We start from the raw sequence: 12,822 nt of genomic DNA, 5'->3' as shown, positions 1-12,822 counted from the left end.
TCATATGCTCGTAATACCTGCCCGTCAAGGGTTTCGACGGGAATCCGACGAGGCTGATGCCGGGATGCCTACCGGGGCACGTGGCCCGCGTTGCCACCCGCGTCGATGACGCCCGCGTCGTGCAGCCGGCCGATCTCCCCGGGGGAGAGACCGAGGACGTCGGACAGCACGGCCTCGGTGTGTTCGCCGAGGCGCGGCGCCGGTACGGGAGGTGCCCCGTCGCCGTCCCACCGCAGCGGCCGGCCGGTGGCCAGCAGGGAACCGATGCCGGGCTGGTCCATTTCCACGGCCACCGACGTCTTGTCGGCGCGCGCGGCCCGAGCCGCCTCGGCCATGTCCAGATACGGACTCCACAGCACCCTCGCGCGATCCAGCAGCCCGCGCACCGTGCCGAGGTCCCGCTGGGCGAACCACGGCCTCAGTACCGCGGCGATGGTCTCCCGCAACCGGTACCGGTCGCTCTCCTGGTTCAGGTCCGCGCCCAGGACCCGTTCCAGCGCGGCGAAGACGGCACCCGTCTCGGTGACCTCGCGCAGCGCGCGCCACTGGCCCTCGGTCAGGGCGACCACCATGAGCCGGCGGCCGTCCGAGGTCTCGAAGTCCACGCCGAAGGAGCCGTACATGTGGTTGCCCTGCCGGGCTCGCGGCCCGCCCCGCAGCTCCGCCTCCGCCAGCCATCCCATGGTGCCCACGCCCGCCAGCGCCACGTCCGCCAGGGCGAGTTCGAGCTTCGCCCCCTGGCCCTCCCGCTCGCGATGGAGGACGGCGGCCAGGATTCCCGAGGCCGCGACCATGCCGGACAGCAGGTCCCAGGCGGGCAGGACATGGTTGACCGGCTGCTCCGTGCTCTGGGGGCCGGTCATCTGCGGTACGCCCACCTCCGCGTTGATCGTGTAGTCGACGGCCGGTGACCCGTCGCTCCTGCCCTGAAGGTGCACGTGGATGACGTCCTCGCGCCGGGCGCGCAGTTCCTCGTACGAGGGCCGGTGCCGGCCGACCATGTTGTCCAGGAAGATCCCGGCCCCCTCCCCGGGCGCGGTGGCGAGGGCGAGCAGCAACTCCCGTCCCCGGTCGCTGCGGTGATCGATGGTCACCGATCGCTTCCCCTTGTTGAGGCCGGTCCAGAACAGGCTGTCCCCGGAGGGGGAGAGGGGCCAGCGCAGGAAGTCGCTCCCGCCGCCCGGGGGGTCGACGCGGATGACGTCCGCCCCGAGCTGGGCGAGGGCCAGGCCGGCCGACGGTGCGGCCACGAAGGACGCGCCTTCGACGATGTGCAGACCGCTGAGCGGCTGGAGGGATGGCGTCAACGTGATTCCCTTCGGCGGGACGAGCGCACTGCAGAGCGCCGAAATCGTCTATCTATTGACGACCGTGTCATTGTCTTACAATCATGTCAATGTCGTTCGTCTGTCATCGCCTGTCGTTCGTCTGTCGCCGTCTGCAGTCGTCAGCCGTCGTCAGTCGGCGTCAGCCGCTACCGAGGACGGACCGTTGCAGCTCACGAACAGCCCCCTCCAGGCATACGTGGAGTCATGGAAACCGGGCGAGGTCATCCGCGAGGACCCGCTGCCTCCAGGGCCCGTCGCCGCCCTGTCGGCGCTGCTCGACGAACCCGGGCCCGTCGCGACCGGGGGAGACCCCCTGCCGGTGTTGTGGCAATGGCTCTATTTCCTGGAGTGGCCCGCACAGAGCGAGCTGGGAGCCGACGGCCACCCGGCGCACGGCCACTTCCTGCCCCCTGTCCCGGACCGGCAGCGGATGTTCGCCGGAGGGCGCTGCACCGTCTCCGAACCTCTGCGTATCGGCGAGCGGGCGGAGCGGGTCAGCAGTCTGCGGGGCCTTGAGGTCAAGCACGGCCGAACCGGCGAACTGCTCTTCGTGACGCAGCGCAACGAGTTCCGGCAGCGCGGCCGAACCTGTCTCGTCGAGGAGCAGGACATCGTCTACCGGTCCGGCCGGGCTCCCGCGCGGAACACGCCCGCGGTATCCGAAACACCAGCGGCGGCCCAGGCCGACGACGCGTGGCAGCTCTCCCTGCGGCCGGATCCGACCCTGCTGTTCCGCTTCAGCGCGCTCACCGCCAACGCTCACCGTATCCACTACGACCTGCCCTACACCCGGGACGAGGAGGGCCACCCGGGGCTGGTCGTCCACGGCCCCCTGTTGGCGCTGCTCATGACGGAACTCGTACGCCGCCATGCGCCTACCCGCCAGGTGCGGACCCTCTCCTATCGGCTGCGCAGCCCCGCCTACGCCGCTGAACGCCTGCTCGCAGCCGGCACACCGGCGGACGACGGGGCACGGCTGCGCATCGCCACCGGCCGGGAGAACCGGCACGCCACGGCGGAGGTGACCTTCGTATGACCGGCTTCCACAGGGGCGTCACTTCGGCGCGCAGCTGGCTCTTCGTCCCCGGGCACCGGCCCGACCGCTTCCCGAAGGCCGTCGCCAGCGGCGCCGACCTGGTCATCATCGACCTCGAGGACGCGGTCGCGGACGAGGACAAGGCGCGAGCCCGCGCCAGCGCCGCCGACTGGCTCGCGCAGGGCAACGACACGGTCGTCCGGATCAACCCGCCCGGAACCCCGTGGTTCGAGTCCGACCTGATGGAGGCGGCCCGCCACGGCTGCCCGGTCATGGTGCCCAAGGCCGAGGACCCGGCCGTCCTCGCGGACATCGCCGCCCGTGTCGCGGGACGCTGTGCACTCGTCCCCCTCATCGAGACGGCGGGCGGTGTGGAACGGGCCCGGGAGGTGTGCGCCACGGCCGGGGTCGCCCGGGTGGCCTTCGGCAACGTCGACCTCGCCGGACAGCTCGGTGTCGCATGGGACGACCACGCCGCCCTCGCGTACGCGCGCTCCCGGCTCGTCCTCGCCTGCGCGGCGGCGGGCATCCGCTCACCGGTCGACGGGGTCACCACCGCGGTGAAGGACGGCGGGGCACTGCAGGAGGACATCGCCCACGCCCGCCGCCTGGGCTTCACCGGCAAACTCTGCATCCATCCCGGCCAGGTCGAGGCCGTCAGCCGGGGGTTCGCCCCGTCCCGGGAGGAGTTGGAGTGGGCGCGCGGCGTCCTCACCGCCGGGGACTCCGTCACCACGGTCGACGGTCGCATGGTCGACAAGCCTGTCCTGGAACGAGCCCGCCACCTCCTGGAACGGGCCCACGACTCCCACGGTGCGCCCTGATCCACGGGCCGACGGGCCTCGCCCCGCATCGCGAGGCCCGGCAGACCCCGGGCGCGGGCGTGTGAGCCGGAGTCGGGCGGCGGTCGAGGGTCCCCGCCCGGCTCCGGAAAGCGTCCGCCGGCGTGCGCTGAGCCGATCGGCAGGCGGGCCCCCGCCCGCCGTCACTCGTGGTTGCCGCCCGGAATGCCGAGCGCCGCGGAGCGCAGGGCGTAGCTCGCGCGGTACCGGGGATCGCGGTAGGACGACCACAGCGCGTCCAGCAGTCCGAGCAGGCTCGACGTCGACCAGCGGGCACTCCAGGCGAACGGTCCCATCGGGTAGTTGGTGCCCAGGAGCATCGCGGTGTCGATGTCCTCCGGGGTCGCGACCCCGTGGTGGGCCGTCTCCCACGCCTCGTTCGCGATCATGGACAGAACCCTGGCCACCACGAGCCCCGGCACGTCGGCGACGGGGAAGGCGCGGACCCTGGCACGATCGAGCAGGGCAACGACCACATCGGTGAGCGGGGCGTCGGTCGAGGCGAGGGCGAGGGCCGTCGCCGTCGCGGGGCCGAGGCAGCGGTCGAGGAGGAGTACGGGCTCGCTCCGACGGTAGGACTCCTCGCGCGCGCTCCGGCCGCGGGTGATCATGGCCGATCCCATGCCGGGGAACTCGATGCGAGGCGTGTCGCTGTCCTTCCTGTCGAACTCGAGACCGCTGCGGGACAGCAGGGTCTCCAGCTGGTCGTCCGAACCGTGCAGGACCACGGGGACGGCGGACGCCGCCGCCTCGGCGTTCACCTCCGCGGCCACGGCGCGCGGCTGCTCGGCACCCTCGCCGTACTCGTAGTAGCCCCGACCGGTCTTGCGGCCGAAGCGTCCCGCGGCGACGAGTTCGCTCTGGACCAGGGAGGGGGCGAACCGCGGGTCGTAGTGGTACGACGCCCAGACGGTCTGTGTCACCGCGAAGTTGACGTCGTTGCCGATCAGGTCCATCAGTTCGAACGGCCCCATGCGGAACCCGCCCGCCGACCGCATGAGTTCGTCGACCGTCTCCGTGGCGGCGGCCCCTTCCTCGACGAGCCTGAGCGACTCGCCGTAGAAGGCACGCGCGACCCGGTTGACGATGAACCCGGGTGCCGAGCGGACGTGGGCGACGGACTTGCCCCAGCGGACGGCCAGTTCGGCGATGGTCTCCACGACTTCGTCGGCGGTCTGCAGGCCCCGGACGACCTCGACGAGCCCCATGACGGGGACGGGGTTGAAGAAGTGCATGCCCACCACGCGTGACGGGTCCGGGACGCCGGCGGCGATGGCGGTCACCGAGAGCGAGGACGTGTTGGTCGCGAGGACGCACGACTCGCCGAAGTGGGCGGCGGCGCGCCGCAGGACGTCCTGCTTCACGTCCAGACGTTCGAGGATGGCCTCGATGACGACGGTACGAGGCTCCGCCGGAGCGTCGGTGAGCTCCGTGACGGTGGTCAGCCGCTCCTCGACCCGAGCGGGCGCCGTGGGGTCCTTGCGGCCGAGCCGGGCCGTGATCTCGCTTCGGGCGGCGTCCAGTTGTCCCGCGTCGGGGTCGACCAGGCACACGGGGTGACCCGAGGCGAGGGCGACCTGTGCGATCCCCCGGCCCATCGTGCCCGCTCCGATCACGCAGACGGGGGCGAGTGGCTGTGACATCAGTGTCTCCTCGACGATCTCCAAGATCCTTGACAGGGTTGCCGGACAGAGTATCGTAATGTCAAACTTTTTCACGCCTATGAAAAACAGAACTGGGTGTGAGGTTGGGTGTCAGGTGACACAGCCGCATCCCGAACGGGCCGACTCGTCGAACCAGGAGCTGAGTCCATGAGCTACGAGGACATCACCGTCGCCGTCCAGGACGGCGTCGCGGTGATCACGATCAACCGGCCCGACCGGGCCAACAAGCTGAGGTTCGAAACGGCCCGCGAGCTGCTCGCGGCGCTCCAGCACGTGCGCCAGAGCCCGGAGATCGACGTGGCGGTCCTCACCGGCGCCGGTGACAAGTTCTTCTGCATCGGCGGGGAGCACGACAAGCTCGACTCCCTCGACTACTCCAGCGTGATGCCGGTCATCGACCTGTACGAGTTCATCGACGCGATGCCCAAGCCGGTGATCGCTGCCGTCAACGGATACGCCGTCGGCGGCGGGAACGTGCTCCAGGTCGTGTGCGACCTCTCGATCGCCGCCGAGCACGCCGTGTTCCGGCAGGTGGGCCCGATGGTCGGCAGCTTCGACGCCGGCTTCGGCACCTGGTACCTGGAGGAGACCATCGGCCGCAAGAGGGCGAAGGAGATGTGGTACCTGAACCGCAAGTACTCCGCCGCGGAGGCCTTGGACATGGGCCTGGTCAACGAGGTGGTGACCGGTCGCCCAGTCCTCGACAGGGCCGTCGAGGTGGCCCAGGACCTGCGTCGCCGGGGCCCGTTCGCGCTGGCCGCCCTCAAGACCGCCTTCTCCAGCCGTCACACCGGCGTCGCCGGACAGGCGCGCCTCGCGCACGACCTGCTGCTCACCGCCTACCGCTCCACCCAGGAGGCGACCGAGATGTCGGAGTCCTTCGAGGAGCGCCGCGACCCCCGCCGCGAGAGGTTCTACCGATGAGCGGGCGCAATGTGGAGCTGGACGACTTCCTCGCCGTGCTGAACAAGCGTCTCGCTCCGGTCGACGGGAGAGACGCCCGCACCCTCCGCGCCACGCTGGGCGACGCGGACGTCCTGGACCTCGCGCGGGAGACGGCCGAGCTCGACGACGCCGTCGACTGGCTCGTGGCCGCCGTGCGCACGACCGCGCACGTCTCGCCCTCGGCCGCGTTCGCCCTCGCGGGCCGGTTCGCCGCGCAGCGCGGTCTCGCCGCTACGGAGACCGCAGAGAGCGACATGCCGGACCTGACCTCCGCGGTCACCGACCCGGCCGCTCCGGCCCTCTGGACGGCCACCGTGCCGACCCTGTTCGCCCCCGGCGCCTTCGTGCTCCTCGACCGCCGAACGGAATCGGCCGCCCTGGCCCGCTGGGACGAGCTGGTGCCGGACCGGGCCGCGGAAGCACGACGCAGCGGGCTGCGCGAGGCCGCCCTGCGGACCGTTCGGCCTGGTGGCCCCGTGATGGCGCTGCCGGACACCGTCGCGCGGCGCACCGCCCACGACTGGGACCTGTTCACCTCCGCCGTGGCTCTCGGCATCGCCGAGCACGCGCTGCACACGGCCGAGACGTATGCCGGCGAGCGGCGCCAGTTCGGTTCCGCGATCGGCACCTTCGCGGGGCTGCGCGCGATCCTGGCCGAGATGCGGGTCCGCGTCGGCGCGGTGCGCGCGATGCTCGACGGCGCGGTCGCCGGTGACGGCGACACGGCGGAACTGCTGGCCGAGGCGGGCAGGGCCGCCGTCGACGTCTGCGTGGACGCGATCCAGGTGCTCGGCGGCTACGGATACATCGACGAGTACCCGGTCGCCGGCCTGCTGCGCGACGCGATCAGCCTCCTGGCCCGCGGAGGCGGCCGTCGGTCCCTTCTGGCGCAGGTTGCCGCGCGGCACCTCGGCAAGGCCGGGGGCGGTGCGCGATGACCGTCGTACACATCCCGCCCGGCCCGACGAACCACCCCAGGACGGAGGCTTCATGAACGCGTCCCCTGCCCCGCTGCACGGGATCACCGTGGTCGACATCTCGTCGTCCTACGCGGCACCGACCGCTTCCATGTATCTCGGCGACATGGGAGCGGAGATCATCAAGATCGAGCCCGTGCGCGGAGACGACGCCCGTGGATGGGGGCCGCCCTTCCTCAACGGCGAAGCGGCCTGGTTCCTCTCGGTCAACCGCAACAAGAAGAGCCTGTGCCTGGACATCCGTGGTGAGCAGGGCCGTGAGGTGCTGTTCCGGCTGCTGGAGACCGCGGACGTGTTCATCGAGAACCTGAATCCGGCCAAGCTCGAACGGCACGGTCTGGGACTGGACGCTCTGCGCGAACGGTTTCCCCGACTGGTGATCTGCGCGTTGTCGGGATTCGGGCTCGACGGCCCCGACGCCGCTCTCCCCGGCTACGACCTGATCGCCCAGGCCCGCTCCGGGATGATGAGCGTCACCGGCGACGACGGGGTGCCGCAGCGCGTCAGCACGGCCCTGTCCGATGTCGCGGCCGGTACCGTCGCGGCGTACGCCATCGCGGCGGCCCTGGTCAGGCAGCAGCTGCACGGCGTCGGCGACGTCATCGACGTCTCCCTGCTGGAGGCCGACCTCGCCTTCATGTCGCCCCGCATCGCCAGTTACCTCGCCGGCGACCCGGAGCCCCGCCCCTGCGGCGGCACCGACTCCGTGGTCGCGATCTACCAGCCGTTCCGGACGAGCGACCGCCCCATCGTCGTCGCCGTGGGCAATGACAAGATCTGGCTCCACGCCTGCGCGGCCCTGGGTCTGGACGAGCTGGCCGGGCGGTCGGACCTGGCCACCAACGCCGGACGGCGCGCGCGCCGCGGCGAGGTCGTCGACGCCTTCCAGTCGGTCCTGGCCACGATGACCTCGCAGGAGGCGCTGAAGGCCCTGCAGGACGTGGGCGTACCGTGTGCACGGATCAACTCGCTGTCCGAAGTCGTCGACGACCCCCAGGTGGAGGCGCGCGAGGCGATCGTCGGCCAGGAGCATCCGCGAGCCGGCGTCTTCCGGGGCGTCGCGAGCCCGTGGCGCCTCGGCTCGCGGAACAGCCGGGCGCCCCGCCTGCCGGCCCCGCTCCAGGGCGAGCACGGCCGCGACATCCTCTCCGGTGCGGGCTTCGACGACGAGCGGATCGCCGATCTCACGGAGGCGGGTGTCGTATGGATTCCCTGATCGAGGTGGACGAGGCCGCACGCGTGCGGACGATCACTCTCAACCGCCCGGACCGGCTCAACGCGCTGAACAGTGCCGTGCTGGACGCGCTGGCCGACGAGGTACGCCGGGTCGCCGAGGAGAGCAAGGGCATCCGCTGTCTGGTCATCCGCGGGGCGGGCGACCGGGCGTTCAGCGCCGGTGCCGACCTGGAGGAGATCCGGGGCCTGGACGCCGACCGGGCGCACGCCTTCATCCGGCGGGGCCACCAGGCCATCAACGCGATCGAGCGCTCGACCGTTCCGGTGATCGCCGAGGTGGACGGCTACGCCCTCGGCGGAGGTTTCGAACTCATGCTGGCGTGCCATGTGGTGATCGCCTCCGACCGCAGCCGCTTCGGGCTCCCGGAGGCGCGGATCGGCTGCATCCCGGGTTTCGGGGGCACCCAGCGGCTGCCCAGGACGGTGGGCAAGGCCGCGGCGTTCCATCTGATGCTCACCGGCGGTCGGATCGACGCCGACCGCGCCTGGCAGATCGGTCTGCTGTCGGTCCCCCCCGTTCCCGCCGCCGAGCTGCGGCACGAGGTGGAGACGACGGCACGGCTGATCGCGTCCGGGAGCCGCACCGGTCTGGCCAACCTGCTCGAAGCCGCACGGCGGAGCACGGCCGGCCCGGCCCTGGAGCACGAGGCCGCGCTCGCCGCCCTGTCGATCGCCTCCGTCGACGGCCAGGAAGGCATCACGTCCTTCGCCGAGCGACGCGAGCCCGTCTTCACCGAGGAGTGACGCAGTGAACCCTGCCCCCCAGATCCCACCCCCGGCGGACCACACCGCCGTCATCGGACTCCTCGACGAGGTGATCGCACGAACCGTGGCCCCGGCCGCCGTGACCGTGGACCGGGACGGCTCCTTCCCCGCGGAATCCGTCCGGGCGCTGGCCGAAGCGGGGCTCGGCGGGCTGCTGATGCCACCGTCGCTCGGGGGACTCGGCACCTCCACGGCGACGTACGCCGAGGCCCTGTCCCGGATCGCGGCCGCCTGCGGCTCGACCTCGACGGTCTACATGACGCAGATGCACTGCGCCCATCCCATTCACCTCCAGGGCCGGCCCGACCAGCACGAGGCGTGGATCCCCGCGATCTGCGGGGGCAGGGCGATCGGAGCGATCGCCCTGACCGAGCCCGAGGCCGGCTCGGACGTCGCGTCGATGCGTACGACGGCGCGCCGGGACGGCGACGCCTATGTGATCAACGGTGAGAAGACGTTCATCTCCAACGGCGACGTCGCCGACGTCATCGTGCTCTTCGCGACCGTCGACCCGGCTCTCGGCAAGGACGGCATCACCGCCTTCCTCGTCGACACCGCGCGCACGGAGGGCCTCGAAGCCGGCAAGCCGATGAAGAAGCTGGGCCAGAAGGGCGCCTCGACCGTCACGCTCGGCTTCCAGGACTGCCGGATCCCCGTGGGGGCGAGGCTCGGCGCCGAGGGCGAGGGCTACCCCCTGCTGCTGCGGTCGGTCACCAAGTCACGCATCAGTGCGGCCGCCCAGGGCATCGGCTTCGCCCAGGGCGCCTTCGACGCGACCGTGCGCCACTGCGCGGAGCGGGATCTTCTCTCCTCGCGCACCCGTGACGCCCAGGACCTCCAGTTCGCGCTGGCCCGGCTGCGGGCCGAGATCGCGGCCGGACGCTCGATGCTGAGGGAGGTCTGCGACCTGGTCGACGCCAGTGCCGAGGATCCCGTGGCCGAGGTCGCCATGGTCAAGCTGCACTGCACGACACTGGGTGTACGCGTCGCCTCGGCCTGCGTCGAACTGCTCGGCGAGGACGGCGACCGTGACGACATCGGCGCGGAGCGCCGGCTGCGTGACGGGAAGATCACCGAAATCTACGACGGGACCAACCAGGTCCAGAGCATGCTCGTCGCCCGGGACATCCGCCTCTCGGTGTCGGCGTGAGCGACGAACGTAAGGAGAGGTCCATGGTGTGGGAGGGCCGCCACGACCGTCTGTTCATCGGAGGTCGGTGGGTTCCAGCGCATGGTGAGCACCTGAGGATCGTGTCGCCGTTCACCGAGGAGGTCATCGCCGAGGTCCCCTCGGCGTCCACCGGTGACATCGACCGGGCGGTCGCGGCGGCGCGCGAGGCGTTCGACAAGGGGCCGTGGCCGCGGATGCCGGTGGAGGAACGGATGGCGGCCCTGCGGGAGCTGCGGCGGCTGCTCGCCGAGCACCAGGAGCCGCTGGCACAGCTCATCACCGACGAGATGGGCTGCACCATCACCCAGTCCCGCGCCATCCAGGTCACCCACCCGGTACGGGTGGTCGATGCCTACCTCGACGTCGCGCCCGACTACCCGTTCCGGTCGGTTCGTACGGCCGAGACGGGCACCGCCCTGGTGACCAGGGAACCCGTCGGCGTGGTGGCTGCGGTCGTTCCGTGGAACGTGCCCGTGGGCATCAGCGTCCAGAAGATCGTGCCGGCGGTGCTGGCCGGGTGCACGGTCGTGCTGAAGCCGGCCCCGCAGACGGCGCTCGACGCCTACTTCCTGGGCGAGCTGATCGAGCGGGCCGGGTTCCCGGCGGGCGTGGTCAACATTGTTCCGGCGGAGCGCGAGAGCAGCGAGTACCTCGTCACGCACCGGGGCGTCGACAAGGTGTCCTTCACCGGATCGACCGCCGCGGGCCGCCGGATCGCGGCGCTGTGCGGCCACGACCTGCGGCGCGTCATGCTCGAACTGGGCGGCAAGTCCGCCGCGATCGTCCTGGACGACGCCGACCTCGACCGGACCGTGGAGTCGATGCGCCTGGGGGCGTTCCGCAACAACGGTCAGGTGTGCACGCTGAAGACCAGGGTGCTGGTCTCCGAGGCGCGTCGGGCCGAGCTCGTCGAGCGGCTCCGCTCCCTGATCGGCTCGATGCCGGTGGGCGACCCGCACGACGAGGCCACCCAGATCGGACCGCTGTTCTCCCAGCGGCAGCGCGAGACCGTGGAGCACTACATCGCCACGGGCCGCAAGGAGGGCGCGACCCTGGTCACGGGCGGCGGACGCCCCGAGGGCCAGGGCCGTGGCTGGTTCGTGGAGCCGACGCTCTTCACCGATGTGCGGCCGGACATGACGATCGCCCAGGAGGAGATCTTCGGACCGGTCCTCGCCGTGATGGCCTACCGGGACGAGGCCGAGGCGGTCGACATCGCCAACAACTCCCCCTATGGCCTCAGCGGGGCGGTGTTCACGGCGGACGCCCGTCATGGCCTGGAACTCGCGAGCCGGATGCGCACCGGCGTCGTGGAACTGAACGGCCATCCCGTGGGCCTGAGCGCCCCCTTCGGCGGGTTCAAGGCCAGCGGGATCGGGCGCGAGCACGGGCCCGAGGGGCTCGACGGCTATATCGAGCTGAGGTCCATCGGGCTGCCCCCGGACCTGGCGGACTCGCTCGCGTGAACGACAGGATCGAGAGGAACGGACCCTGAGATGGACCGTCTTGCCCAAACCGAAGAACTGACCGAGGACCAGCGGGAGATCCTCAAGGTGGTCAGGCAGTTCGTCGAAGAGAAGATCATGCCGGTCGCGACCGAGCTGGAACACAAGGACGAGTACCCGACCGACATCGTCGAGGGACTGAAGGAACTCGGAGTCTTCGGCCTGGTGATCCCGGAGGAGTACGGCGGGCTCGGCGAGTCCCTTCTGACGTACGCGCTGTGCGTGGAGGAGATCGCCCGGGGCTGGATGAGTGTCTCGGGTGTCATCAACACGCACTTCATCGTCGCGTACATGCTGATGCAGCACGGTACCGAGGAGCAGAAGCAGAAGTACCTTCCGAAGATGGCCACCGGCGAGGTCCGGGGCGCCTTCTCGATGTCGGAGCCGGGCCTCGGTTCCGACGTCTCGGCCGTGTCCACCAAGGCCGAAAGGCTTTCGGACGGCTCCTACTCGATCACCGGCCAGAAGATGTGGCTGACGAACGGCGGTTCGTCGAACCTGGTCGCGGTGCTGACCAAGACCGACGAGGGCGCGGACTCCGTCTACAGGAACATGACCACGTTCCTCGTCGAGAAGCAGCCAGGCTTCGGGGAGACCGCCCAGGGCGTCACCGTGCCGGGAAAGATCGACAAGATGGGCTACAAGGGGATCGACACCACCGAGATGATCTTCGACGGGCATCGGATCGTCGCCGGCCAGATCCTCGGCGGGGATCCCGGCAAGGGCTTCTACCAGATGATGGACGGCGTCGAGGTGGGCCGGGTGAACGTCGCCGCGCGCGCCTGCGGCATCGCAGTACGCGCCTTCGAGCTGGGCATCGCGTACGCGCAGCAGCGCGAGACGTTCGGCAAGCCGATCGCCCGGCACCAGGCGATCCTGTTCCGTCTGGCCGAGATGGCCACCAAGGTGGAGGCCGCCCACACGATGATGGTCCGGGCTGCCCGCAAGAAGGATTCCGGCCTGCGCAACGACGTCGAGGCCGGCATGGCGAAGATGCTCGCGAGCGAGTACTGCAAGGAAGTGGTCGAGGCCTCGTTCCGCATCCACGGCGGATACGGCTACTCCAAGGAGTACGAGATCGAGCGGCTCTACCGGGAGGCGGCCTTCATGCTCATCGGTGAGGGCACCTCCGAGATCCAGAAGATGATCATTGGCCGGAGCCTGCTCAAGGAGTACGCGGTGTGATACGCCGGGTCGTGACGCTCGTCCGGTCGCCCCACGCCGACAGTCCGGTCGCCCCACGCCGACAGTCCGGCGCGGGACGACCGGGCTCCGGTTTTAAGCACGACATTTTTCAGTATGACAATTGACCGTGCTGGTCATATACTGCAGGTTCCGATCTAGGGCATTGTG

At 70.6% G+C, this 12,822-nt stretch carries 11 protein-coding genes; 9 read left to right on the top strand and 2 right to left on the bottom strand.

The features are described 5' to 3' along the window. Window positions 1-68: 68 nt before the first annotated feature. Window positions 69-1,307, bottom strand: coding sequence for a CoA transferase (locus ABT057_RS43100; RefSeq protein WP_352349729.1), 1,239 nt, complete (start codon window positions 1,305-1,307; stop codon window positions 69-71). Between the two features lie 184 nt (window positions 1,308-1,491). Here ABT057_RS43100 and ABT057_RS43095 point away from each other — a divergent pair, with 184 nt between their 5' ends. Both ABT057_RS43095 and ABT057_RS43090 read left to right on the top strand, forming a co-directional pair. Continuing rightward, complete coding sequence (locus ABT057_RS43095) at window positions 1,492-2,364, top strand: HTD2 family dehydratase (protein WP_352349727.1); 873 nt, start codon at window positions 1,492-1,494, stop codon at window positions 2,362-2,364. Beyond that, window positions 2,361-3,188, top strand: coding sequence for an HpcH/HpaI aldolase/citrate lyase family protein (locus ABT057_RS43090; protein ID WP_352349725.1), 828 nt, complete (start codon window positions 2,361-2,363; stop codon window positions 3,186-3,188). Before ABT057_RS43095 ends, ABT057_RS43090 begins: the two co-directional genes overlap by 4 nt. Window positions 3,189-3,349: 161 nt before the next feature. On the opposite strand, the gene ABT057_RS43085 is transcribed toward ABT057_RS43090, so the two are convergent. Then, the gene (locus ABT057_RS43085; RefSeq protein ID WP_352349723.1) at window positions 3,350-4,849 is read right to left on the bottom strand and encodes a 3-hydroxyacyl-CoA dehydrogenase; all 1,500 of its coding nucleotides are present in this window, start codon (window positions 4,847-4,849) and stop codon (window positions 3,350-3,352) included. Window positions 4,850-5,017: 168 nt separating this feature from the next. Between ABT057_RS43085 and ABT057_RS43080 the strand changes: the two genes are divergently transcribed. From ABT057_RS43080 to ABT057_RS43050, 7 genes are read left to right on the top strand one after another with little or no spacing between them, the layout of a single operon-like run. Further along, window positions 5,018-5,794, top strand: coding sequence for an enoyl-CoA hydratase-related protein (locus ABT057_RS43080; protein ID WP_352349721.1), 777 nt, complete (start codon window positions 5,018-5,020; stop codon window positions 5,792-5,794). Next, complete coding sequence (locus tag ABT057_RS43075) at window positions 5,791-6,753, top strand: acyl-CoA dehydrogenase family protein (RefSeq protein WP_352349719.1); 963 nt, start codon at window positions 5,791-5,793, stop codon at window positions 6,751-6,753. The genes ABT057_RS43080 and ABT057_RS43075 overlap by 4 nt, the downstream gene beginning before the upstream one ends. A 52-nt stretch (window positions 6,754-6,805) precedes the next feature. Continuing rightward, window positions 6,806-8,008 (top strand): CaiB/BaiF CoA transferase family protein, encoded by a 1,203-nt coding sequence (locus ABT057_RS43070; protein WP_352349717.1) that lies wholly within the window; start codon window positions 6,806-6,808, stop codon window positions 8,006-8,008. Beyond that, window positions 7,996-8,772 (top strand): enoyl-CoA hydratase/isomerase family protein, encoded by a 777-nt coding sequence (locus ABT057_RS43065; protein WP_352349715.1) that lies wholly within the window; start codon window positions 7,996-7,998, stop codon window positions 8,770-8,772. Before ABT057_RS43070 ends, ABT057_RS43065 begins: the two co-directional genes overlap by 13 nt. Before the next feature lie 4 nt (window positions 8,773-8,776). Beyond that, window positions 8,777-9,943, top strand: coding sequence for an acyl-CoA dehydrogenase family protein (locus tag ABT057_RS43060; RefSeq protein WP_352349713.1), 1,167 nt, complete (start codon window positions 8,777-8,779; stop codon window positions 9,941-9,943). Continuing rightward, on the top strand, window positions 9,940-11,430 hold the full coding sequence (locus tag ABT057_RS43055; protein WP_352349711.1) for an aldehyde dehydrogenase: 1,491 nt from the start codon (window positions 9,940-9,942) through the stop codon (window positions 11,428-11,430). Before ABT057_RS43060 ends, ABT057_RS43055 begins: the two co-directional genes overlap by 4 nt. Before the next feature lie 30 nt (window positions 11,431-11,460). Beyond that, window positions 11,461-12,654 (top strand): acyl-CoA dehydrogenase family protein, encoded by a 1,194-nt coding sequence (locus ABT057_RS43050; RefSeq protein WP_352349709.1) that lies wholly within the window; start codon window positions 11,461-11,463, stop codon window positions 12,652-12,654. Window positions 12,655-12,822 lie beyond the last annotated feature (168 nt).

The organism is Streptomyces sp. NPDC002588 (assembly GCF_040295925.1).
Lineage (GTDB): Bacteria > Actinomycetota > Actinomycetes > Streptomycetales > Streptomycetaceae > Streptomyces.
This window is presented reverse-complemented; position numbering and strand designations above follow the sequence as displayed.

Bases quoted from the DNA above. Each gene is read 5' to 3' on its own strand.
- ABT057_RS43070 (WP_352349717.1), top strand. From the start codon at position 6,806: ATGAACGCGTCCCCTGCCCCGCTGCACGGGATCACCGTGGTCGACATC.
- ABT057_RS43050 (WP_352349709.1), top strand. From the start codon at position 11,461: ATGGACCGTCTTGCCCAAACCGAAGAACTGACCGAGGACCAGCGGGAG.
- ABT057_RS43090 (WP_352349725.1), top strand. From the start codon at position 2,361: ATGACCGGCTTCCACAGGGGCGTCACTTCGGCGCGCAGCTGGCTCTTC.
- ABT057_RS43075 (WP_352349719.1), top strand. From the start codon at position 5,791: ATGAGCGGGCGCAATGTGGAGCTGGACGACTTCCTCGCCGTGCTGAAC.
- ABT057_RS43080 (WP_352349721.1), top strand. From the start codon at position 5,018: ATGAGCTACGAGGACATCACCGTCGCCGTCCAGGACGGCGTCGCGGTG.
- ABT057_RS43065 (WP_352349715.1), top strand. From the start codon at position 7,996: ATGGATTCCCTGATCGAGGTGGACGAGGCCGCACGCGTGCGGACGATC.
- ABT057_RS43085 (WP_352349723.1), bottom strand. From the start codon at position 4,849: ATGTCACAGCCACTCGCCCCCGTCTGCGTGATCGGAGCGGGCACGATG.